This window comes from Nonomuraea sp. NPDC001831 (assembly GCF_042892035.1).
Lineage (GTDB): Bacteria > Actinomycetota > Actinomycetes > Streptosporangiales > Streptosporangiaceae > Nonomuraea.
In genome coordinates, this window is the sequence record NZ_JBIATU010000018.1 from 147,482 (window position 1) to 169,518 (window position 22,037).

Genomic DNA, 22,037 nt, shown 5'->3' on the forward strand with positions numbered 1-22,037 from the left:
GGTCACCGGGCCCTCCGCTCGAAACGTTCGTGCAGCCAGTCGCCCACCAGGTTGAGCGCGGCGGCGGTGACGATCACGGCCAGGCCGGGCGCGATGACCGCCCACGGGTTGGCCAGCAGCTGGGTGCGGTTGTCGGCCAGCGTGCGCCCCCAGTCGGGCGATCCGGCCGGCACGCCCAGGCCGAGGAACGACAACGACGACAGGGAGACCAGGGCGAAGGCGAAGTTCAGGAACGCCGAGGCCAGGCTGACCGGGACGATGTTCGGCCAGATGTGCCGGGTCATGATCCGCCAGGACGACAGGTTCTTGAGCAGGGCCGCCTCGACGTAGGGCCGGTGACGCTGCTCCAGGACCGCGCCGCGCACCACGCGGGTGTCGGTGGGCGCGAACAGCACCACCAGCACGGCGACGGCCAGGCCGTAACCGCCGCCCAGCACGCCCGCCACGACGATCGCGACCAGCAGCGCGGGCAGCGAGAACATCAGGTCGGCCCAGCGCATGACCAGGGTGTCCGTCCAGCCGCCGAAGTACCCGGCGGCCAGGCCGAGCAGGTTGCCGATCAGCATGGAGCCGGCGGCCACGGCGAACGCCCCCGGCACGGCGGTGCGGGCCCCCGCGACGAGCAGGCTCAGCACGTCGCGGCCCAGGTCGTCGGTGCCGAGCGGGTGGCCGGGGCCGGGCATGGAGATGCCGGTCATCAGGTCCTGCGCGGTGGCGCCGGGGACCAGCCAGGGCGCGAACGCGGCGGCGGCCACGACGACCGCGAGCACGGCCAGCGCCAGCGGCACGGCGATCGGGAACCGGCGGATCAGGGCACGCCCGCGCGTACGGGCCGGCGCGGTCACGACGCGCCCCCGCCGAGCCGCACGCGCGGGTCGGCCACCGAGTAGGCGACGTCCACCAGCAGGTTGACGGCGGCGATCAGGAGGGTGAGCAGCAGCGCGAGCGCCTGCACCACCGGCACGTCCTTGAAGGTGACCGAGTCGACCAGCAGCGACCCGAGCCCCGGCAGCGCGAACGTGACCTCCACCAGCACGGTCCCGGCGAGCATGCCGGTGACGACGAGCCCGGCCGCGGTCAGGACGGGCACCAGCGAGTTGCGCATGGCGTAGCCGAGCACGACGGGCGCGCTCAGGCCGCGGGCGCGGGCGAAGACCACGTAGTCCTGGTCGAGCTCGCGGACGAGCGCGGCCCTGCTGAAGCGCAGCAGCATCCCGGCCGCCCCGGCCGCCAGCGCGACGGCGGGCAGCGTCAGGTGCCACAGCTCGCTCGCGAACCCCTCCCCCGTGCCGTAGACGGGGAACCAGCCGAGCCCCAGCGCGAACACCACGAGCAGCAGCAGGCCGACCGCGAACGGCGGCGCGCTGAGCCCCACCACCCCGGCGGTCACCACCAGGCGGTCGCTCGCCCGGCCCTTGCGCAGCGCGCCCAGCACGCCGAGCGGCAGGCCCGCCAGCGCGGCCAGCAGCGTGCCGTAGCCGGTCAGGACGAGCGTGCGCGGCAGGCGTTCGCCGAGCATCGCGGCGACCGGCTGGCCGGTCCTGATGGAGGTGCCGAGGTCGCCGCCGAGCACCCCGCCGAGCCAGCGCAGGTATTGGACGGCGACGGGGTCGTCGAGGTGGTAGCGGATGCGCAGGGCGGCGATCGTGTCGGCGGTGGCCGGACGGGTGCCGAGCAGGGTCTGCTGGATGTCGCCCGGGGCCAGGTAGAGCAGGCCGAACACGCCGGCCGACAGCAGCAGCACGACGGCCGCGGTGCCCGCGGACCTGCGCAGCAGGAACCCGGCCCAGCCCATCACAACACCCCGCCCCCGGTCAGCCAGCCGATCACGCGCTCCGCCGCGTCCCTGCGGTGGGCGGGCTCGACCAGCTCGTGACCCTCCCGAGGGTAGAGGACCAGCTGAGTGCTCACGCCCGCCGCCGACCAGGCACGATAGAGCTGTTCCGCCTGGCCGGGAGGGGTGGTGCGGTCGCGCTCGCCGTGCAGGATCAGGGTCGGGGTGGCGGCCTCGGCGGCCTTGGCTGCGTGGTGCACGGGTGAGCGGGCGGCCAGGCGTTCGCGTCCCTCGCTGGTGGCCGGGTCGGCGCCGGCGTGGTAGAGCGGGTCGAAGCCGCCCGCGAGGTTGCTGGCGGTGGAGAAGCTCAGCCAGTCGCTCACGCCGGACATGACGACGGCGGCTCGGAAGCGGTCGGTGCGGGTGACGGCCCAGGCGGTCAGGTATCCGCCGTAGCTCAGGCCCATCACCGCGGTCCGGCCGGGGTCGGCGACGCCGGTGGCGACCAGGTGGTCCACACCGGCCAGCACGTCGTCCAGGTCCGCCGCGCCGACCTGGCCGATGACCGCGCGGGCGTAGTCCTGGCCGCGGCCGCTGCTGCCCCTGGGGTTCGGCAGCAGGACGGCGGCGCCGGCGTGCGCGAGCGGCAGGGCGAGCTGGTTGGACTCGGCGGGCGCGAACGAGCTGGACCACAACCAGGTGGGCCCGCCGTGCACCATGACGACCAGCGGCCTGGGTCCCTCTCCGGCGCCGGGGGTGGTGAGCAGCAGGCCGCTGACCGGCAGGCCGTCGCGGCCCGTCCAGGTGATCTCCTCCTGGCGTGCCGCCAGCGCGGCCAGCCCGGCGTTGAGCGCGGTGACCGGACGCCAGTCGCCCTCCCTGAGGACGGCCACGGCGACCTCGGGCGGCTGCCCGGGGCTCTCCCAGCAGGCCGCGGCCACCGTGCCGGCGCGGTCCACGGACAGCGAGGGCTGGCCGTCGCGGCCGCCCAGCGTCCCCCGGGCCGTCCAGCGGCTCAGGACGCGGCCGTCGGCGGCGCTGAGCACCCCGCCGTGCACGCCGGTGCCCGACCAGCCGGTGAACCACAGGGTGTCGTCGTCCAGCCAGCCGAGGTCGGTGACGTCGTCCAGGTCGCCCAGGTAGGCGACCTCCCCCGTGACCAGGTCGGCCCGCAGGACGCGGCCCGAGACGATCGACAGCCCCTCGACCACCACGGCGATCCGGCCGCCCGGGGCCAGCCGGGGCCGGGCGAGCTGCCAGGACGTGCGGTGCAACGTGCGCACCTCGCCGTCCTCGACCAGGTCGAGCCGGGGCCGGTAGTACCCGGCGGGCGTCTCGTCCGGCGAGGTCACGGCCAGGGCACGGCCTGCGCGCCAGTCGGCGTCCCACACGGTCAGGCCGGGCAGCGGGAGCTCGCGCGGCCGGTCGTCGCCGATCTCGAACCAGGCCAGGCGGCGCAGCCGGCCGCCCGGTGTCAGGACGAAGGGGTCGGACGGGTCGTGCACGCGCAGGCCCAGGTGGCTGCCGTCGCGCTCGCTGCCGGGGTCGGCCAGCCGGACCAGGACGGTGCCGTCCGCGCCGGGGATCAGGTCCTCGATCTCGCCGTCCACGCGGGCCCGCCAGCCGTCGACGGCCAGCTCGGACGGCGACGGCGTGCGCAGCAGCCGCCCGTCGGGCAGCCACCGGACCGGGCCGTGACAGTCGCCCGCGGCCTCCGTGACGCCGTCGAGCCCGACGACGTACGCGACGCCGTCGATCACGCAGGCGACGCGGTCGCCGTCAGGATGCAGCGACACCGACTCGGGATAGCGCATCCCGGCCAGCGCCTGATGCACGTCGATGGGGTCGCGCGTCCCGGCCGCCCGGTTCGCGTAGGTGAGGTCGGTCGGGTCGGTGGGGCGGGTGGGGCCGGTCAGGTCGGTGGGGTCGGTCATCAGCGTGCGGCCACCTTCGTCGCCCACGGGCCGACGAAGAAGTAGGGCCCGAAGCCCTCGGCGGCGACCGCCCTGCCGAACGCGGTGGCCGCCTCGCCCCACCACAGCGGCTGGTACGGCACGTCCGCCGCCGCCCTGACCAGCGCCTGGCCGAGCAGCTTGCCCCGGGCGGCGTCGTCGGTGCCCGCCTTGGCCCGGTCCAGCAGGCCGGTCACCTCGGCGTTGTCGTACTCGGCGATGTTGGTGCCGTTCTCGCCGGTGGCGCCGCCGTGCAGGAGCTGCTGGACGTACTCGGCGGGGTCGCCGGTGGTGGCGAAGTACCAGCCGAGGTAGACGCCGGAGCCGTGCTTGCCGAGGTCGGCGATCCACTGTTCGAGCGGCACCTCCTTGACCTCCAGCGTGATGCCGATGGTCTTGAGGTTCTCGGCCAGGGTGAGCGCCGCCCGCCCGAGCTGCGGGCCGCTGCTCGGGTACGTGAGCGTGTCGGCGAACCCCTGCGGCGTGGCCGACTTCGCCAGCTCGGCCTTGGCCTGGGCCAGGTCGAAGCCGTACTGGGGGATGGCCGCGTACAGGGCGGTGACCTCGGCCTCGGCCAGCACGCCGCCCCACTGGGCCGGGTCCGGGATGGCGGTGGCGACCTTGCCGTGGCCGCGCAGCACGCTCCTGACGATGCCCTCCCGGTCCACGGCGTGGGCGACGGCCCGGCGCACGTGCACGTCGTCCCAGGGCTTCTTGGCCGTGTTGAAGGCCAGCGTGACCAGCGAACGGTCGGCGGCGGTCAGCACCTGCGCGCCGGGCACGGCCTTCCACTGGTCGATCTGCTCGGCCGGCACGTTGAGCGCGACGTCCACGTTGTCGCCGCGCATGGCCAGCAGCCGCGTGGACTCCTCGGGGATGAAGTCGATCCTGATCTGCCGGAAGGCCGGCTTGCCGCCCCGGTAGGCGTCGTTGCGCTCCAGCGTGACGTGCGAGTCGGGGGCGAACTCGGCCACCTTGTACGGCCCCGTGCCCAGCAGCTTGCCCTCCGGCGTGCCGATGCGCTCGCCGGTGGCCTCGATGAACTTCGCGCTGGTCACCAGCAGCGTGCCGGGCGTGGGCACCCACGCGAACGCCGCGTCGGGGCTCTTGAGCCTGATCGTCACCTCGGCGTCGCCGGTGGCCTCGATCGTGTCCACGTTGGCGTAGGCGTAGGCGAAGGCGGTGGTCGAGCCCTTCTTGGCGTGCAGGTTCAGGCTGGCGACCACGTCGGCGGCGGTGAGCGGGCTGCCGTCGGAGAACGTCACGCCGGGGCGCAGCTTGTAGACGTAGGTGGTGGCGTCCTTCCTGGCCCAGGACTCGGCCAGGGACGGCTGGAGGCTGCCGTCCGGGCCGACGCCGACCAGGGACTCCTGCACGAGGAGGGCGACGACGTAGTTCATGATGCCCGCCTCCTTGGCCGCGTCCAGCGACCCGATGGAGGAGGGCAGCGCGACGCGCAGGACGTCGAGGCTCTTCTTGGCGGCCGTCCCGGCCTCCTGCTCGGCCGGCCCGCACGCCGACAGCAGGCCGGGCAGCACGGCGAGCGCCCCCGCGAAGGCGGCGGACCGCAGGACAGAACGCCGGGAGACAGGCAGATCGGTCACCGGGGGACCCTACTTTCACACGACCGGCCAACCCGCCTAGCTGCAGTGTCTACCGGTAAACTCCAGTTGGCACACGAGAGTATTCGGCGCCTGCGCCACCAGTCAAACCCACCTACCGAATCGGAAATACATGATCACCGTGTACAGCGCTCCCTGGTGCGGTCACTGCCACCGGCTGAAGACGCAGCTCTCCCGCGCCGGCATCCCGTACACCGAGATCGACGTGGACGAGACCCCCGGCGCCGTCGACCTCATCGCCGAGCTCAACGGCGGCTCCTGGCTCATCCCCACGGTCGTCTTCCCGGACGGCTCCGCCCTGGTCAACCCCGGCGTGGAGGAGGTGCGGGCGCGGCTCGGCGCATCCTGAGGGCCGGCATTCTCAGCGCATCCTGAGGGCCGGCGTTCTCAGCGCATCCTGAGGGCCAGCATGAAGTCGACCCGCTCGTCCCAGGAGTTGAGCGACCTGCCGGTCAGCTCCTCGATCCGGCGCAGCCGGTAGCGCAGCGTGTTGACGTGCACGTGCAGGCGCTCGGCCGTGGCCGCCCACGAGCCCGACTCCTCCAGGTACGCCTGCAACGTCTCCAGCAGGTCCGTCTGGTTGGCCGCGTCGTACGACTCCAGCCGCCCCAGCAGCCGCGACCGGAACGCCCGCCGCAGCTCCCCCGGGATGGCGGCCAGCAGCGTGCGGTGGGAGCTGACGTCGTCGCCGGTGATCACGCTGACCCGGTCGCCGCTCAGGCCGGCCAGCGTGAGCGCGTGCCTGGCCTCCTCGATCAGGCTGCTCAGCGCCGCCGGGCCGGTCGTCACGCTGCTCACCCCGAGCGTGATGCGGCCCTGACCGAGCCCTGCCTCCAGGGTGCGCGCGCCCCTGAGCACGTGGGCCGTCAGCTCGTCGGCCGTGTTGCCCGCCAGCGGGACGAGCGCGACCGCCTCGGCGGGGCCGGTGGCCGTGACGATGCCGGGCGCCAGCGGCCGCAGCAGCTCGTCCAGGACGGGCACGGCGACCTCGCCGCCGCCGCCGTCGAGCCGCGCCGACAGGGCGACGGCCAGCAGGCCGTGCTCGGTCTCCACGTGCAGCGTGTGCAGCCGCGACACCACGCCGGGCAGCGCCGCGTCGCCCGACTCCAGCAGCGTCAGGAGCTGGTCGAGCACCCGCCGCTCGATGCGCTGCGCCGCCTCCAGCCGCGAGCGCTCCAGCGCCACCAGCGCGGCCAGCTCGACGACCAGGTCCTCGTTCTCGCCCTGCACCTGCTCGCCCGCGTACGCCAGGAACCAGTTGGCGATGCGGTGCGGCGCCCCCTTGCTGACCGGGAACACCGACAGCGTCGTGCCGTCCTCCTGCGTCACCATCCCCGGCAGGAACCGCGCGGTCAGGAACGTGTGCGCCAGCCGCAGCCGGGCCGCGGCGTCCAGCGGCTGGGAGCCGACGACCACCCGGCCCGTGGGCGAGAGCACCCAGCAGGGCACGTCCAGCTCGCCCGCCACCGCCGTGACGAGCTTGGTGAGGCTGCCGCCGTCGACCAGGGTGCTGGCCAGCCGCCTGCGGGCGGCGTACGCGGGCCGCGGCGGCGTGCCCAGCTCGGCGATCAGCGCCCGCAGGACGTGCTCGGTGAGCTGGCTGAACGGCACATCCACCGGCAGGGTGAGCAGCGGCAGCCCGGCCTCGGCGCAGGCGTCGATCAGGTCGGCCGGCGGCACCTTGAGCGCGGTGCCGGCGACCAGCGCCGCCACGTCCCCGAGCTTGGCGACGAAGTCGCGCGAGGAGGCCGGGCCGGTGTGCCAGGTCAGCTCGGTGAGCACCAGCTCGCCCGCCTTGACGAACATGGCCGGGTCGGGCAGGTCGGTCGTGGTGACGCCGCGTACGCGCCGGTCGAGCAGGTCGTGCCCGGTCAGCACCTTCAGGGCCAGCTGGCCGGCCTGGAGAAGGTCCCTCAGCCGCATGGCCAGCCTTCCCGGCGCCAGGCCGCGTCCCAGAACATCCACTCGTAACGGGCCGTGGTGAGCGCGCGGTCGAGCAGCCGCAGCCGCTCCTCGCCGGCCGGCGCCAGCCCGTCGAGCAGGTCGAGCACCCCGGCCACGGTTTCCTGGTAGCCCTCGCCGCCGTAGGTGTCGATCCACCAGGCGTACAGCGGGTCGGGAGAGGACCGGCCGAGCAGGGTCTCGCCGACCCGGGCGTAGATCCAGTAGCAGGGCACGATCGCGCCCAGCGCCTCCGGGAACGTGCTCAGCGAGCACGTACGCACCAGGTACGAGGTGTATCCGACCGTCGTGGGCCCGGCGGGCGTCTTGCGCGCGTCGGCCTCGTCCAGCCCGAACGCGGCCAGCAGCTCCACCACCAGGCTGTGCTCCACCTCGACGGTCATGGCGGCGTCGCGGGCGAACCGCTGCACGCCGGACGGCTCCGGCGAACGCGCCGCGCACGCCGCCAGCGCCCTGGCGTAGTCGGGCAGGAAGTGCGCCTCCTGCACCACGTAGTGGCGGAACGCCTCCCGCGGCAGGGAGCCGTCGGTCAGCCCCGACAGGAACGGGTGGGCCAGGATCTGGTCGTACACACCGCCGACGACCTGCCACAACTCATCACGAAACCGGCTCACCCGCCCAGGCTATCGGCGCATCACGACCCGCGGCGCCACCTCGATGCCCAGCTCGCGCTCGTGTTCCACCAGCGCACGCAGCTCTGGCCCCCACTCGGCCTCGGGCAGCACCGCGAAGCCGTGCCGCTCGTACCAGGGGGCGTTCCAGGGCACGTCGCGGAACGTCGTCAGCGTGACCGCCGGGGCCCCGACCGCCCGCGCGTGGTCGGCCACCGCTTCGATCAGCCGTCCGCCGATGCCCTGCCGCATGTGGTCGGGGTGCACCGCGAGCTGGTCGAGATGCAGGTTGCCGTCGACCCGGCCGATCATCGCGAACCCCGCCGGCGGGTCGCCCTCGACCAGCACCGAGGCCGCGTCCGTGACCTCCTCGACCATGGTCGTGCCCGGCGGGAAGACTATGCCGGCCTGCTCGAACAGCTTGTCGGCGGCCAGTTCCACGGAGATCAGCCCGGCCAGCTCGTCCGGGTCGGCCCATCGCACCATGACGACACGGTCTCATGTTTCGGGTGGACCACGCCGCTGGTATTAGTGTTGATGATCGTAGGCCCGGCTGTGCGGAGCCGGGACCCTCTCCTCACGACGTGCCCATGACCCCGGTCACACGCGGTCATGGGCACGTCGTGCAGCGGTCACAGGTCGAGCAGGGGCTCCAGGCCCACGGTGAGGCCGGGCAGCTCGCGCACCCGGCGCACGCCCAGCAGCACGCCCGGCGTGAACGCCGACCTGCTCATCGTGTCGTGCCGGATGGTGAGGATCTCGCCGTCGCCGCCGAGCAGCACCTCCTGGTGGGCGATCAGCCCGGACAGGCGCACCGCGTGCACGTGCACCCCGCCCACGTCGGCGCCGCGGGCGCCGTCGAGGGCGGTGCTGGTGGCGTCGGGCATCCCGCCGAGCCCGGCCTTGCCACGCGCCTCGGCCACCAGCTCAGCGGTACGCCGGGCGGTGCCCGAGGGGGCGTCGGCCTTGTTCGGGTGGTGCAGCTCAATGATCTCGACGGACTCGAAGTGGCGGGCCGCCTGCTGCGCGAAGTGCATCATGAGCACGGCCGCGATGCCGAAGTTGGGAGCGATCAGGCAGTTGACGCCCGGCGAACGCTCCAGCCACCCCCGCACGGTCTCCAGCCGGCCGGCGTCGAACCCCGTGGTGCCCACCACCGGGTGCACCCCGTGGGCGATGGCCCATTCCAGGTTGCCCATGACCACGTCGGGATGGGTGAAGTCGACCACCACCTCGGCGCCTTCGAGCCCCTCGACGGGATCGTCCTTGTCGAGCGCGGCCACCAGCTCCAGGTCGTCCGCCGCCTCGACCGCCTTGCACACCTCGACGCCCACGCGACCACGCGCGCCCAGCACACCAACCCTGATCACGCCCCAACCCTATTACGCCCGCCACCCCCTCCCAAGCACCCCCCGAACCGAGAAGGGGGAGAGCGGAACCCCGCTCTCCCCCTCGAAAACAGCCCCGGCCAGGGCGAACCCCGTCAGGCGATGGCCTCCGAGAAGTCCTTGTCCCCGTACGGCCCGATGACGGCCAGCGTGAGCGGCCGGTTCAGGACGTCACGGGCGACCTCCCCGATCTCGTCGGGGGTGACCGCCTCGATCCGGGCCAGCACCTCGTCGACCGACATCAGCTCGTCGTAGACCAGCTCGTTCTTGCCGATCCGCGACATGCGCGACCCGGTGTCCTCCAGCCCGAGCACGAGCCCGCCGCGCATCTGCCCCTTGCCGCGCATGATCTCGTCGGCGGTGATCCCCTCGGCCACCACCCGGGACACCTCGTCCCGGCAGATCTTGAGCACGTCGTCGATCTTCGAGGGCAGGCAGCCCACGTAGATCCCGAACTGCCCGGTGTCGGCGTAGGCCGAGGTGTAGCTGTAGGCCGAGTAGGCCAGCCCGCGCTTCTCCCTGATCTCCTGGAAGAGCCGGGAGGACATGCCGCCGCCCAGCGCGGCGTTGAGCACGCCGAGCGCGAACCTGCGGTCGTCGGTGCGGGACATGCCGGTCGTGCCGAGCACCAGGTTGGCCTGCTCGGTCGGCCGGTCCAGCACCCTGACCCCGGAACGGGTCTCGGCGCCCGGACCGCTGGTGCGCGGCGGGGCGAACTCGTAGGGGCCCTCCAGCGCGCCCGCCCGCTCGTACGCGCGGGCGACCAGCTCGACGACCTCCTCGTGCCGCACGTTGCCCGCCACCGACACCACCGTGGTACGCGGCCGGTAGTACCGGTGGTAGTACTCGGCGATGCGCTCACGGCCCAGGGCGTTGATCGAGTCGACCGTGCCCAGGATGGGCCGGCCGATCGGCGAGTCGCCGTAGAGGGCCGCGGCGAACTGCTCGTGCACCACGTCGGACGGGTCGTCGTCGTGCATGGCGATCTCTTCCAGGATCACCCCGCGCTCGGACTCGACGTCCTCGTCGGTGATCAGCGAGCTGGTCACCACGTCGGCGAGCACGTCGACCGCCACGGGCAGGTCCTCGTCGAGGACCCGCGCGTAGTAGCAGGTGTACTCCTTGGCGGTGAAGGCGTTGATCTCGCCGCCGATGCCCTCGATGGAGGCCGAGATCTCCATCGCGTCCCGCGTGGGCGTGCCCTTGAACAGCAGGTGTTCGAGGAAGTGGGTGGCCCCCATGTGCTCGGGGGCCTCGTCACGCGAGCCGATGCCGACCCACATGCCGACCGCGACGCTACGCACGGTCGGCATGGTCTCGGTCACCACACGGAGCCCGCCCGGCAGGACGGTGCGCCTGACGACCCCGGCTCCGTCCTTGCCGGGGTGCAGCGTGGTGGTCATCACGAGGCCTCCTGCTTCGGGGGTGCCGAGAACTGTGGTTGCGCGGTCACGAGTTGCGGTCGTCGCCCTCGTTGGGGCGGCTGGTGCGCACGCGGGTCCGGGTGCGGCGCGGCCGCTCCGGCTTGTCCTCGGCGGCGGCGGCGGAGTCGGCCTCGGGCGCGGGAGCCTCGCCGTCCTCGGCGCCGGCCGCGGCCTTGGCCTCCTTCTCGGCGGCCTCCTTCTCGATGACCTCGACGGGCACGAGGGAGAGCTTGCCCCGGCCGTCGATCTCGGCGATCTCGACCTGGATCTTCTCGCCGACGCCCATGACGTCCTCGACGTTCTCGATGCGCTTGCCGCCGTGCAGCTTGCGGATCTGCGAGACGTGCAGCAGGCCGTCCTTGCCGGGCATGAGCGAGATGAACGCGCCGAAGGCCGCGATCTTGACGACCGTGCCCAGGTAACGCTCGCCGACCTCGGGCATGTGCGGGTTCGCGATGCCGTTGATCGCCGAACGGGCCGCCTCGGCGGAGGGCCCGTCGGTGGCGCCGATGTAGATCGTGCCGTCGTCCTCGATGGTGATCTCGGCGCCCGTGTCGTCCTGGATCTGGTTGATCATCTTGCCCTTCGGGCCGATGACCTCGCCGATCTTGTCGACCGGGACCTTGATCGTGATGATGCGCGGCGCGGTCGGGTTCATCTCCGCCGGGGAGTCGATCGCCTCCTGCATCACGTCGAGGATCGCCAGGCGGGCGCCCTTGGCCTGCTTCAGCGCGCCGGCCAGCACGGAGGCGGGGATGCCGTCGAGCTTGGTGTCGAGCTGCAGGGCGGTGATGACGTCCTTGGTGCCGGCGACCTTGAAGTCCATGTCGCCCATGGCGTCCTCGGCGCCGAGGATGTCGGTTAGCGTGACGTAGCTGCCGCCCTCGCTGATCAGGCCCATCGCGATGCCGGCGACCATCTCCCTGAGCGGCACACCGGCGTCCAGCAGCGCCATCGTAGACGCGCAGACCGAGCCCATCGAGGTGGAGCCGTTGGAGCCGAGGGCCTCGGAGACCTGGCGGATGGCGTACGGGAACTCCTCGCGCGAGGGCAGCACCGGGATGAGCGCCCGCTCGGCCAGCGCGCCGTGACCGATCTCGCGGCGCTTGGGCGAGCCCACGCGGCCCGTCTCACCGGTGGAGTACGGCGGGAAGTTGTAGTTGTGCATGTAGCGCTTGGTCCGCTCGGGGTTGAGCGTGTCGATGTTCTGCTCCATGCGCAGCATGTTCAGCGTGGTGATGCCCAGGATCTGGGTCTCGCCGCGCTCGAACAGGGCCGAGCCGTGCACCCGGGGCACCACGTGGACCTCGGCCGACAGGGCGCGGATGTCCTTGGTGCCGCGGCCGTCGATGCGGACGCCCTCCTTGACGACCCGCTCGCGCATGAGCTTCTTCATCACCGAGCGGAACGCGGCGGAGATCTCCTTCTCGCGCCCCTCGAACTCGGGCAGCAGCCGCTCGGCGGCCAGCGCCTTGACCTTGTCGAGCTCGGTCTCGCGCTCCTGCTTGCCGGCGATGGTCAGCGCGGCGGCCAGCTCGGTCTTGATCGCGGCCTCGACCGCGTTGTAGACGTCGTCCTGGTAGTCGAGGAAGACCGGGTACTCGGCGGTCTCCTTGGCGGCGACCTGCGCGATGCGGGACTGCGCCTCGCACAGCACCTTGATGAACGGCTTGGCCGCCTCAAGGCCCTGCGCGACGGTCTCCTCGGTCGGCGCGACCGCGCCGTCGGCGACCAGCTTGAGCGTGTCCTTGGTGGACTCGGCCTCGACCATCATGATCGCGACGTCGCCGTCGTCGAGCAGGCGGCCCGCCACGACCATGTCGAACGTGGCCCGCTCCAGCTCGGGGTGCGTCGGGAAGGCCACCCACTGGCCCTCGATCAGCGCGACCCGCACGCCGCCGATCGGGCCGGAGAACGGCAGCCCGGCGAGCTGCGTGGACAGCGAGGCGGCGTTGATGGCGACCACGTCGTAGAGGTGGTCGGGGTTGAGCGCCATGACCGTGGCGACGACCTGGATCTCGTTGCGCAGGCCCTTGACGAACGACGGGCGCAGCGGCCGGTCGATCAGGCGGCAGGTCAGGATCGCGTCCTCGGACGGACGGCCCTCACGGCGGAAGAACGAGCCGGGGATGCGGCCCGCGGCGTACATGCGCTCCTCGACGTCGACCGTGAGCGGGAAGAAGTCGAAGTTCTCCTTGGGAGCCTTGGACGCGGTGGTGGCAGAGAGCACCATCGTGTCGTTGTCGAGATAGGCGACGGCGGAACCCGCCGCCTGGCGCGCGAGACGGCCGGTCTCGAACCGGACCGTGCGCGTGCCGAAAGAGCCGTTGTCAATGACGGCTTCAGCGGTGTGGACACCCTCCACGGGGGACCTCCTTGTGGTCGGTCACCCGCGCCCTCTTTTCTCACCGGCACCCTCGTGCCTATGAAAGGACCCGCTCGTCAGACCGCCGCCCATCCGTCGTGCCCGGTGGCACGGTGGCGGAGATCCATCAGCGTGTCTCCCCATAGAAGGTGCAGCGCCGGTCTTCGATCGAAGCGCCCGGTCATTCTTACCGGAAGCCACTACCGAGGACCGGCCCGCAGGCGTCGCGGGTCGCATGGTGCTGAATCGGACGCGGGGGCTGTGTGTCTCGGATATTCAGTTGTACGCCGACGGCGCGGCGCTCGTGTGTGCTCCTACCCACATGGGCGGAGCCATATGAGAAGGGAGCGGCGCCGCGCGCCGCTCCCTTTCATGTTATCGGCGCAGACCGAGTCGCTCGATGAGCGAACGGTAACGCTGGATGTCGACCTTCTGCAGGTACTTCAGCAGACGACGCCGGCGACCGACGAGCAGAAGCAGGCCACGACGGCTGTGGTGGTCGTGCTTGTGCGTCTTCAGGTGCTCGGTGAGCTCGCTGATGCGCTTGCTGAGCAGCGCGATCTGCACCTCGGGCGAACCGGTGTCGCCTTCGGCCGTCGCGTACTCACTGATGATGGTCTTCTTGGCAGCGGTGTCGAGGGACACGGCTCTCCTTCGATCTACGGACACGCGCGAATGAGATGAGAGTGCGAACGACCGTGCGTGCCTACAGTCGCCGCGTGAAGGCCGTCATGGGCAGCGCAGCAGCGCCACCGTCACAGAGCCGACATGCAAGGTTACCATCGGAGTCAAGCGTTCCGCGCCCGCGAGCGTTCCGCGCCCGCCGTGGCGGCCGTGACGGCCGCGGCCGGTGTCACGACGTGATGCGGCGGGCGGCGTCGACGTCGGCGTGGATCTGGTCGATCAGCGCCTCGATCGACTCGAAGCGGGTGTTGCCCCGCAGCCGGGCGGCGAACTCCACCGCCACGTGCACCCCGTAGAGCTCCAGGTCGTCGCGGTCGAGCGCGTACGCCTCCACGGTACGCGGCACGCCCTCGAACGTCGGGTTCGTGCCCACCGAGATCGCCGCCGGCCACCGCTCGCCCTCGTACGGCGCGGGCAGGTTGGCCACCGGGACGCACTCCAGCCACCCCGCGTAGACCCCGTCGGCCGGGATGGCCGTCTGCTGCGGCGTCTCGACGTTGGCGGTCGGGAAGCCGAGCTGCCGCCCCCGCTGGTAGCCGCGCACCACCACGCCCTCCACCCGATGCGGACGGCCCAGCTCGGCGGCGGCCCCCTCGACGTCACCGGCGACGATCCGCTCGCGCGCGGAGGTCGAGGAGACGCCGTCGAGCAGGGGCACCACCTCGACCTCGAAGTCGTACTTGTCGCCCAGCGTGCGCAGCGTCTCGACGTCGCCGACGGCGTGGTGCCCGAACGTGAAGTCCGCCCCGACGACGACCACCGCCGCCCCGAGGCGTTCGCCCAGCACGCCCTGGGCGAAGTCGTCGGGGCTCGTCCTGGACAGGTCGAGGGTGAACTCCACCACCTCGACGTCGTCGATGCCCAGCTCGGCCAGCAGCTCGGCGCGCCGCTTGAGCGTGGTCAGCCGCGCCCGCCGGGTGCCCGGCCGCACCACCTCGTCGGGATGCGGCTCGAACGTGACCGCCACGCTGCGCGCCCCCCGCTCGCGGGCCAGCTCGACCGTCCGCTCGATCACCTTGCGATGCCCGCGATGGACCCCGTCGTACACGCCGATGGTCACCACAGACCCTCTCGAACCCCGCACGCTAGGCCCCATTCGTTCGTGGCAGATCAATCCGACACAAGCCTGCCATGCACCTCCCGCTCACCTCCAATCGAGGGGCGGAGCGCGGTATTCCCGCAAGTAGGATGAGCCATCATGCCTCGATACGCGCTCCTGATCCTGCCCGCCTTCAACCGGGTCTACGGCGAGAGCTCCCCACGTCTGACCAGGGGCGAGCTGGCCGTCTTCAGCGACCACGCCATCGAGAACACCGTGCTGGACAGCGCGGAGACCACCATCGGCGGCGTCCCGTACATCACGTTCGAGACCGCCGAGCCGCTGTCGGAGCCCGACGTCGCGCTGCTGTCCAACCTGTCCTCCGTCTACGCGGTCTTCGGCGTCGAGGGCGACCTGCTGCGCCCGCTGGCCATGCGCCCCCTCGACCGGCTGAGCAGCGACCTGCTGACCATCCAGAAATACGCCGGCAAGACCAACGAACACTTCACCAAGCTGCTGCTCAACGTCACCGTGCTCGCCTCCGACCGGCCCATGTCCGGGAAGTTGTCGGTGTTCGACCCGATGTGCGGCCGCGGCACCACCCTCAACCAGGCCCTCATGTACGGCTACGACGCCTACGGCCTCGACGTCGACGGCAAGGACTTCGAGGCGTACACGACGTTCATCAAGACCTGGCTGCGCAACAAGCGGCTCAAGCACACCGCCGAGACCGTGCCGGTGCGGCGGGCGCGGGCGCTGGTGGGGCGGCGGCTCAACGTCACGTTCGGGCTGTCGAAGGAGGCCGTCAAGGCGGGCGACGTGCAGCAGCTCGCCGTGGTCAACGCCGACACGCTCAAGAGCCGCGAGTTCTTCAAGCCCCGCACGTTCGACGTCGTCGTGACCGACGCCCCCTACGGCGTCCAGCACGGCAGCAAGGGCGGCGGCGGCCTGTCCCGCAGCCCGCTGGAGCTGCTGAGGCAGGCCGTGCCGGTCTGGGCCGAGCTGCTGCGCCCCGGCGGCGCGATGGGCATCTCCTGGAACACCTACGGCGGCAAGAGCGCCGAGCTGGCCGCGATCCTCACCGGCGCGGGCCTGGAGGTCATGGACTACCCCGACTTCGAGCACTGGGTCGACCAGGCGATCGTCCGCGACATCCTGGTCGCCCGCAAACCCGCCTGACGGGACAGAACAGCCAGAGCCGCGGCTCAGCCCGCGAACACGGCCAGGGGCTTGGCGATCCGGCCCTGCTCCTCCACCAGCGCCAGCAGCTCGCCCGCCGGCCCGAACACACCGATCGGCCCGTCCCCGAGCCCGGCCGCGGGCAGCCGGCCGCCGTGGCCGATCACGCGCGCCTCCTCGGCGGTCACGTCCCGGCGCGGGAAGGCCGCCGACACCGCCTCGCCGATGGGCAGCACCACGCACTCCTCGGCGAGCTGGTCGATGCTGCGGGCCAGCGACAGGTCGTAGGGGCCGACCCGGGTCCGGCGCAGGCTCGTCAGGTGGCCGCCGACGCCGAGCGCGGCCCCGAGGTCGCGGGCCAAAGCCCGGATGTAGGTGCCGCTGGAGCAGGTGACGACCGCGTCGACGTCCACGACGTCGCCGGCGGCCCTGATGTCGAGCACGTCGAAGCCGTACACGGTCACGGGCCGGGCCGCGAGCGCGACCTCCTCGCCCGCGCGGGCCATCTTGTACGCCCGCTGCCCGTTGACCTTGATGGCGCTGACCTGCGGCGGCACCTGCATGATGGCGCCGGTGAGCGCCTCGACGCCCTTGTGCACCTCGGCCGCGCCCACCTGCGCCGCCGACGCCGTGGCCACGGTCTCGCCCTCGGCGTCGTCGGTGTTGGTGGACACGCCCAGCCGGATCGTGGCCTCGTAGACCTTCTCGGTCAGCGCCAGGTGCCCGAGCAGCCGGGTCGCCTTCTCCACCCCGATCACCAGCACGCCCGTGGCCATCGGGTCGAGCGTGCCGGCGTGCCCGACGCGGCGGGTGCCCGCGATGCGCCGCATCTTGGCCACCACGTCGTGCGAGGTCCACTCGCCCGGCTTGTCGACGATGATCAGACCGCTCTCGGCCATCCAGCCTTCCCCAGCTCTCGTCTGAACTTGGCCATGGTCTCCTCCACGCTGTCGTAGGAGGTGAACCCGGCCGCGTTGTGATGTCCGCCGCCGCCCAGCGCGGCGCACACGGCCGCCACGTCGACCCCGCCCTTGGACCTGGTCGACACCTGCCAGTCGCCGTGGTCGTCCTCCTTGAGCACGACCGCGACCTCGGCCTCGTCGGTACGGCGGACGATGTCGATCATGCCCTCGATCTCCGAGTACGGCAGCCCGTACGCGGCCCGGTCGACCCGCGGCACGTACGTCCAGACCATCGAGCCCTCCAGCTGGACCCGGTCGAGCGCCCTGGCCAGCACCTTGAGGTAGCCGAACGGCGAGCGGTCCCACAGCTCGCGGGCGATCTCGTCGGTGTGCAGGCCCGTGGCCACCAGCCGGGACGCCATCCGGTGCACGGCCGGCGTGGTGGAGGCGTACCGGAAGGAGCCCGTGTCGGTCACCAGGCCGGTGTACAGGCAGGTGGCGATGTCCCGGTCGAGGCTGCCGCCGAGCCGGTAGATGAGCTGCTCGGCCAGCATGGCCGTGGCCGCCGCCCGCGGGTCGATGAGGCTGTGCGTGCCGAACCCGGCGTTGGACGGGTGATGGTCGATCACGATGACCTCCTCGGCCCTGGCCGCGTTGGGGCTGAGCAGGCCCAGCCGCTCGAACGTGGAGGAGTCGAAGGTGATCATCAGGGCCGGGGCCTCGGGATAGTCGGCCGGCGGGCACAACATCTCCTGCCCCGGCAGGAACCGCAGGATCCGCGGGACCGCGAAGTACTGGTCACCGAAGGAGGCCACGACCCGCTTGCCGATCGAGCGCAGCACGTAACCGACGGCCAGCATCGACCCGAGCGCGTCGCCGTCGGGCGACACGTGACAGGCCAGGGCGACCTCGTCGACCTGGCCGATGAGCTGGACCGCGCGCTCCCAGGCGGCCTCGGGGATGTCCGTGGCCTCCTGGGAGGGCTGCTCGGCTCGGGCGCGCACGTGCGACGTCACGCCTGGTCGTCCTCACCCTCATCGGGCTTCTTGTAGGGGTCGGCCTCGCCGGCGTAGGCCGCGCCCTCGGCCCGGCGCGCCACCTCGGCGTCCCGCGCCCTGGCGGCGTTGATCAGGTCGTCGAGCTGGCGGGCGCTGTCGGGCAGCGGGTCGTGCCGGAACGTCAGCGTCGGGGTGAAGCGCACGCCGGTCTGGCGGCCCACCTCGGCGCGGATGATGCCCTTGGCGCTCTCCAGGGCGGCCGCGCTGTCGGACCGCTCCGCGTCGGAGCCGAACACCGTGTAGAACACCGTCGCCTCACGCAGGTCAGCCGTGATCCGCGTGTCGGTCACGGTGACGAAGCCCAGGCGCGGGTCCTTGATCCGGCGCTCCAGCATCTCGGCGACGATCTGCTGGATGCGGTCGGCGAGCTTGCGCGCTCGTGCGGCATCCACCATGTTCGCTCCCCCTCACGCACGACCTGGCCGTGCTGTCGTTCAATCTTCGTCGTTGTAGAGGCGCTGTCTGGCTGACAGCAACTCGATCTCAGGGCGGAAGGCCACCATCCGCTCGCAGGCGTCCATCACCTCTTTGCAGTTACCCGCGGAGGCGGAGATCACCGCGACGCCCACCTCGCACCTGCGATGCAGGTCAAGATGACCGGTCTCGGCCACCGCGATGGACGGGTAACGTCGCTGCAGCTCGGCGATCAGAGGCCGGACGACAGAGCGCTTCTGCTTCAGCGAACGCACGTCGCCGAGCAGGATGTCCAGGGTCAGAGCACCCACATACATCGTGTGAAACCACCGCTTGGCCTGGTGGGGTGGAAGCACGACCGGCCCGCTGCGGTGGGAAGGGGGCCCGGGCGTGCGAGAGGCGCCCGGCGGAGGTTCCGCCGGGCGCCCGGCCGCGGGTCAGGCCCGCGGCTTCTCCCGCATCTCGAACGTCTCGATCGTGTCGTCGATCCGGATGTCGTTGTAACCGACACCGATGCCGCACTCGAAGCCCTCGCGGACCTCGGTGGCGTCATCCTTGAAGCGACGCAGGGACGAGACGGTCAGGTTGTCGGCGATGACGACGCCATCGCGGATCACCCTGGCCTTGCTGTTGCGGACGATCGTGCCGGAGCGGACCAGCGAACCGGCGACGTTGCCGATCTTCGGCACCTTGAAGACCTCGCGGACTTCGGCGGTGCCCATCTGGACCTCTTCGAACTCGGGCTTGAGCATGCCCTTGAGCGCCGCCTCGATCTCCTCGATCGCCTGGTAGATGACCGAGTAGTAGCGGATGTCGACGCCCTCGCGCTCGGCCAGGTCGCGCGCCCGAGGCTCGGGGCGCACGTTGAAGCCGATGATGACCGCGTTGTCGTCGGCGACGGCCAGGTTGACGTCGTACTCGGTGATCGCGCCGACCGCGCGGTGCAGGACACGGAGCCTGACCTCGTCGCCGACGTCGATCTTGAGCAGGGCGTCTTCCAGGGCCTCCACCGAACCGGACACGTCACCCTTGATGATGAGCTTGAGCTCGTCGACGCGACCCTTCTCAAGGTCGCTGAACAGCTCTTCGAGGGTGCGGCGACGGCTCGACTTCGCCATGTCGGCGCTGCGCTTGCGCGCCGCGCGCTGCTGGGCGATCTGGCGGGCCATCCGGTCGTCGGTGACGACGATGAAGTTGTCACCGGCGCTCGGCACGGCCGTCAGACCCATGACCAGGACCGGACGGGACGGCGTGGCCTCCTCGACCGGGTCGCCGTTGTCGTCGAGCATCGCGCGGACGCGGCCGAAGGCCTCGCCACACACGATCGAGTCGCCCACGCGCAGCGTGCCGCGCTGGACCAGGACGGTCGCGACGGGGCCGCGTCCCTTGTCGAGGTGCGCCTCGATCGCGATGCCCTGGGCGTCCATCGTCGGGTTGGCCCGCAGGTCGAGCTCGGCGTCGGCGGTGAGCAGGATCGCCTCGAGGAGGTTGTCGATGCCCGTGCCGTTCTTCGCCGAGATGTCGACGAACAGGGTCGAGCCGCCGTACTCCTCGGCGACCAGGCCGTACTCGGTGAGCTGGGCGCGGACCTTGTTGGGGTCGGCACCCTCCTTGTCGACCTTGTTCACCGCGACCACGACCGGCACGTCGGCCGCCTGGGCGTGGTTGAGCGCCTCGATCGTCTGCGGCTTCACACCGTCGTCGGCCGCGACCACCAGCACCGCGATGTCGGTGGACTTGGCGCCTCGGGCACGCATGGCGGTGAACGCCTCGTGACCCGGGGTGTCGATGAAGGTGACCTTGCGGTCTTCGCCCTCGTGCGTCGTGGCGACCTGGTAGGCACCGATGTGCTGGGTGATGCCACCGGCCTCGCGCGCCACCACGTTGGTCTTGCGGATGGCGTCGAGCAGCTTGGTCTTACCGTGGTCGACGTGACCCATGACGGTCACGACCGGCGGACGCGCGGCCAGGTCGGCCTCGTCGCCCTCGTCCTCGCCGAACTCGATGTCGAAGGCCTCGAGAAGCTCGCGGTCCTCCTCCTCCGGGCTGACGACCTGGATGTTGTAGTCGAGCTCGGCGCCGAGGAGCTGCAACGTCTCCTCGTTGACCGACTGGGTCGCGGTCACCATCTCGCCGAGGTGCAGCATGATCTGCACGAGCGAGGCGGGGTTCGCACCGATGCGGTCGGCGAAGTCGGACAGCGACGCGCCGCGCGGCAGGCGGATCGTCGCGCCGTTGCCGCGAGCGACCTGCACACCGCCGATCGCCGGCGCCGACATGTTGTCGAACTCCTGGCGCCTCTGACGCTTGCTCTTACGACCACGCGCGGGACGGCCGCCGGGACGCCCGAACGCGCCCGCCGTGCCACCGCCGCGACCACGGCCGCCGCCACCCGGGCGACCGCCGAAGCCACCGCCGCCGCCACCGGGACCACCGGTGCCGGTACGGGGACCGGCGCCGCCGCCACCGGGACGACCGGCGAAGCCGCCGCCGCCACCGGGACGACCGCCGCCACCGCCGGGACGGCCACCGCCGCCACCGCCGCCGGGACGACCGCCACCGCCGCCGCCACCGGGACGCGGGCCACCGCCCGGACCGGCAGGACGACCCTGCGGCATCATCATCGGGTTGGGACGCGGCCCACCGGGACGCGGACCACCGGCGCCGGGACCCGGACGCGGACCGGCCGCACCGGGCGGACCGGGACGCGGACCCGCAGGACGCGGACCGGCCTCGCCGCCGCCACCGGGACGCGGCGGACGCGGCATCGCGCCGTCACGCGGCGGACCCTCACGACGCTCGCGCTGACCGGGGCCGCCGCCGTCGCGGTTGCCGCCGGGACGCGGCGGACGGGACTGGCCCATGCCGCTGGCGTTGGACGAGAACGGGTTGTTACCCGGACGCGGGCCACGCGGACCCGGCTTGGGACCGGGACCGGGACGCGGGCCGCCGCCTGCGGGCGCACCCGGACGCGGAGCCTGCTGCTGGCCGCCGCCGCCACCACCGGAAGGCTGCCCGGGACGCGGCGCCGGACCGGGCTTGGGACCCGGACGGGCGGCGGGACCCGGACGCGGCCCCGGAGTCGGACGGGCGGGCGCGCCGGAACCGGCCGCGCTCTCGAAGCGGGCCTGCGGCGCCCCGGAGGTCTCGCCGCGCGCCGCCTCGGGCTGCTGCTGCGGCTGGTGGGGCATCGGCACCGGCGGACGCGGCTGCGCGCCGCCCGCGGGGCCGGGACGCGGGCCGGGCCTCGGGGCCGGACCTGGACGCGGAGTAATAGGGGTCGGCGCCTCCGCGGCGCCGTTGCCGGCCTGGTGTTCTGCCGGACGGGGCGCAGCCTTGGGCGGCTGCGGCCTGTTGGACGACGAACCGCCGCCCCTGGAGGGCCCACCCTTCGATGCGCCCAGAGCTTCGGTGAGCCTGCGGACCACCGGCGCCTCGATGGTCGAGGACGCCGAACGGACGAACTCCCCCATCTCTTGGAGCTTGGCCATGACGACCTTGCTCTCTACGCCGAACTCCTTAGCGAGCTCGTATACCCGGACCTTCGCCACTGCACTCCCTTACTCGGCCCGGGAGGCTGGCTGTGCCGTCCGGACCGTCGTTAACTTGACGTCTTCATCGCCGCGTGCTCATCAGGCGCTCATAGCAATCTGACTCCGCCCA

The 22,037-nt window shown here is 72.1% G+C and carries 19 protein-coding genes; 2 read left to right on the plus strand and 17 right to left on the minus strand.

Going from position 1 to position 22,037, the window contains the following annotated elements; all coding sequences use genetic code 11:
* Nucleotides 1–2: 2 nt before the first annotated feature.
* Genes ACFYYW_RS40445 through ACFYYW_RS40460 form a run of 4 tightly spaced genes read right to left on the minus strand, consistent with a single transcriptional unit; the run spans nucleotide 3 to nucleotide 5,330 of the window.
* Complete coding sequence (locus ACFYYW_RS40445; RefSeq protein WP_387657615.1) at nucleotides 3–845, minus strand: ABC transporter permease; 843 nt, start codon at nucleotides 843–845, stop codon at nucleotides 3–5.
* Entirely contained in the window at nucleotides 842–1,795 is a 954-nt protein-coding gene (locus ACFYYW_RS40450) for an ABC transporter permease (protein ID WP_387657618.1), read from the minus strand. Before ACFYYW_RS40450 ends, ACFYYW_RS40445 begins: the two co-directional genes overlap by 4 nt.
* A complete protein-coding gene (locus ACFYYW_RS40455) occupies nucleotides 1,795–3,708 on the minus strand; it encodes a prolyl oligopeptidase family serine peptidase (protein WP_387657621.1) in 1,914 nt (637 codons plus the stop codon). The genes ACFYYW_RS40450 and ACFYYW_RS40455 overlap by 1 nt, the downstream gene beginning before the upstream one ends.
* The gene (locus tag ACFYYW_RS40460; RefSeq protein WP_387657624.1) at nucleotides 3,708–5,330 is read right to left on the minus strand and encodes an ABC transporter substrate-binding protein; all 1,623 of its coding nucleotides are present in this window, start codon (nucleotides 5,328–5,330) and stop codon (nucleotides 3,708–3,710) included. The genes ACFYYW_RS40455 and ACFYYW_RS40460 overlap by 1 nt, the downstream gene beginning before the upstream one ends.
* A gap of 130 nt (nucleotides 5,331–5,460) precedes the next feature.
* Here ACFYYW_RS40460 and ACFYYW_RS40465 point away from each other — a divergent pair, with 130 nt between their 5' ends.
* Complete coding sequence (locus ACFYYW_RS40465) at nucleotides 5,461–5,697, plus strand: glutaredoxin domain-containing protein (RefSeq protein ID WP_352320746.1); 237 nt, start codon at nucleotides 5,461–5,463, stop codon at nucleotides 5,695–5,697.
* A 38-nt stretch (nucleotides 5,698–5,735) separates the two neighbouring features.
* On the opposite strand, the gene ACFYYW_RS40470 is transcribed toward ACFYYW_RS40465, so the two are convergent.
* From ACFYYW_RS40470 to ACFYYW_RS40505, 8 genes are all read right to left on the minus strand, one after another.
* Nucleotides 5,736–7,271, minus strand: a complete 1,536-nt coding sequence (locus ACFYYW_RS40470; protein WP_387657627.1) for a PucR family transcriptional regulator — start codon at nucleotides 7,269–7,271, stop codon at nucleotides 5,736–5,738.
* Nucleotides 7,262–7,924, minus strand: coding sequence for a TenA family protein (locus ACFYYW_RS40475; RefSeq protein WP_387657630.1), 663 nt, complete (start codon nucleotides 7,922–7,924; stop codon nucleotides 7,262–7,264). Before ACFYYW_RS40475 ends, ACFYYW_RS40470 begins: the two co-directional genes overlap by 10 nt.
* Before the next feature lie 9 nt (nucleotides 7,925–7,933).
* Nucleotides 7,934–8,407 carry a GNAT family N-acetyltransferase gene (locus ACFYYW_RS40480; RefSeq protein ID WP_352320741.1) on the minus strand — a complete coding sequence of 158 codons (474 nt, stop codon included), beginning with the start codon at nucleotides 8,405–8,407 and terminating at the stop codon, nucleotides 7,934–7,936.
* 146 nt (nucleotides 8,408–8,553) lie between these two features.
* Nucleotides 8,554–9,291 (minus strand): 4-hydroxy-tetrahydrodipicolinate reductase, encoded by a 738-nt coding sequence (dapB, locus tag ACFYYW_RS40485; RefSeq protein WP_357988077.1) that lies wholly within the window; start codon nucleotides 9,289–9,291, stop codon nucleotides 8,554–8,556.
* Between the two features lie 113 nt (nucleotides 9,292–9,404).
* A complete protein-coding gene (locus tag ACFYYW_RS40490; RefSeq protein ID WP_352320738.1) occupies nucleotides 9,405–10,712 on the minus strand; it encodes a pitrilysin family protein in 1,308 nt (435 codons plus the stop codon).
* 46 nt (nucleotides 10,713–10,758) lie between these two features.
* On the minus strand, nucleotides 10,759–13,098 hold the full coding sequence (locus tag ACFYYW_RS40495; protein WP_387657634.1) for a polyribonucleotide nucleotidyltransferase: 2,340 nt from the start codon (nucleotides 13,096–13,098) through the stop codon (nucleotides 10,759–10,761).
* A gap of 375 nt (nucleotides 13,099–13,473) precedes the next feature.
* A complete protein-coding gene (rpsO, locus tag ACFYYW_RS40500) occupies nucleotides 13,474–13,743 on the minus strand; it encodes a 30S ribosomal protein S15 (protein ID WP_090945762.1) in 270 nt (89 codons plus the stop codon).
* A gap of 208 nt (nucleotides 13,744–13,951) precedes the next feature.
* The gene (locus ACFYYW_RS40505; protein ID WP_352320734.1) at nucleotides 13,952–14,878 is read right to left on the minus strand and encodes a bifunctional riboflavin kinase/FAD synthetase; all 927 of its coding nucleotides are present in this window, start codon (nucleotides 14,876–14,878) and stop codon (nucleotides 13,952–13,954) included.
* Between the two features lie 102 nt (nucleotides 14,879–14,980).
* Here ACFYYW_RS40505 and ACFYYW_RS40510 point away from each other — a divergent pair, with 102 nt between their 5' ends.
* The gene (locus tag ACFYYW_RS40510; RefSeq protein ID WP_352320732.1) at nucleotides 14,981–16,000 is read left to right on the plus strand and encodes an SAM-dependent methyltransferase; all 1,020 of its coding nucleotides are present in this window, start codon (nucleotides 14,981–14,983) and stop codon (nucleotides 15,998–16,000) included.
* Nucleotides 16,001–16,026: 26 nt separating this feature from the next.
* Here ACFYYW_RS40510 and truB read toward each other — a convergent pair whose 3' ends face one another.
* From truB to infB, 5 genes are all read right to left on the minus strand, one after another.
* Entirely contained in the window at nucleotides 16,027–16,899 is an 873-nt protein-coding gene (gene truB / locus ACFYYW_RS40515) for a tRNA pseudouridine(55) synthase TruB (RefSeq protein ID WP_387657643.1), read from the minus strand.
* The gene (locus ACFYYW_RS40520; RefSeq protein ID WP_352365331.1) at nucleotides 16,881–17,918 is read right to left on the minus strand and encodes a bifunctional oligoribonuclease/PAP phosphatase NrnA; all 1,038 of its coding nucleotides are present in this window, start codon (nucleotides 17,916–17,918) and stop codon (nucleotides 16,881–16,883) included. Before ACFYYW_RS40520 ends, truB begins: the two co-directional genes overlap by 19 nt.
* Nucleotides 17,915–18,355 carry a 30S ribosome-binding factor RbfA gene (gene rbfA / locus ACFYYW_RS40525; protein ID WP_352320726.1) on the minus strand — a complete coding sequence of 147 codons (441 nt, stop codon included), beginning with the start codon at nucleotides 18,353–18,355 and terminating at the stop codon, nucleotides 17,915–17,917. The genes ACFYYW_RS40520 and rbfA overlap by 4 nt, the downstream gene beginning before the upstream one ends.
* A gap of 39 nt (nucleotides 18,356–18,394) precedes the next feature.
* Nucleotides 18,395–18,691 carry a DUF503 domain-containing protein gene (locus tag ACFYYW_RS40530; RefSeq protein ID WP_352320823.1) on the minus strand — a complete coding sequence of 99 codons (297 nt, stop codon included), beginning with the start codon at nucleotides 18,689–18,691 and terminating at the stop codon, nucleotides 18,395–18,397.
* A gap of 120 nt (nucleotides 18,692–18,811) precedes the next feature.
* Complete coding sequence (gene infB / locus ACFYYW_RS40535; RefSeq protein ID WP_387657649.1) at nucleotides 18,812–21,925, minus strand: translation initiation factor IF-2; 3,114 nt, start codon at nucleotides 21,923–21,925, stop codon at nucleotides 18,812–18,814.
* Between the last annotated feature and the right edge of the window lie 112 nt (nucleotides 21,926–22,037).

Coding starts and splice junctions, on each gene's coding strand:
- ACFYYW_RS40505 (WP_352320734.1), bottom strand. CDS start 14,878: ATGGGGCCTAGCGTGCGGGGTTCGAGAGGGTCTGTGGTGACCATCGGC.
- truB (WP_387657643.1), bottom strand. CDS start 16,899: ATGGCCGAGAGCGGTCTGATCATCGTCGACAAGCCGGGCGAGTGGACC.
- ACFYYW_RS40470 (WP_387657627.1), bottom strand. CDS start 7,271: ATGCGGCTGAGGGACCTTCTCCAGGCCGGCCAGCTGGCCCTGAAGGTG.
- rbfA (WP_352320726.1), bottom strand. CDS start 18,355: ATGGTGGATGCCGCACGAGCGCGCAAGCTCGCCGACCGCATCCAGCAG.
- ACFYYW_RS40530 (WP_352320823.1), bottom strand. CDS start 18,691: ATGTATGTGGGTGCTCTGACCCTGGACATCCTGCTCGGCGACGTGCGT.
- ACFYYW_RS40480 (WP_352320741.1), bottom strand. CDS start 8,407: ATGGTGCGATGGGCCGACCCGGACGAGCTGGCCGGGCTGATCTCCGTG.
- ACFYYW_RS40490 (WP_352320738.1), bottom strand. CDS start 10,712: ATGACCACCACGCTGCACCCCGGCAAGGACGGAGCCGGGGTCGTCAGG.
- ACFYYW_RS40450 (WP_387657618.1), bottom strand. CDS start 1,795: ATGGGCTGGGCCGGGTTCCTGCTGCGCAGGTCCGCGGGCACCGCGGCC.
- ACFYYW_RS40510 (WP_352320732.1), top strand. CDS start 14,981: ATGCCTCGATACGCGCTCCTGATCCTGCCCGCCTTCAACCGGGTCTAC.
- ACFYYW_RS40455 (WP_387657621.1), bottom strand. CDS start 3,708: ATGACCGACCCCACCGACCTGACCGGCCCCACCCGCCCCACCGACCCG.
- ACFYYW_RS40465 (WP_352320746.1), top strand. CDS start 5,461: ATGATCACCGTGTACAGCGCTCCCTGGTGCGGTCACTGCCACCGGCTG.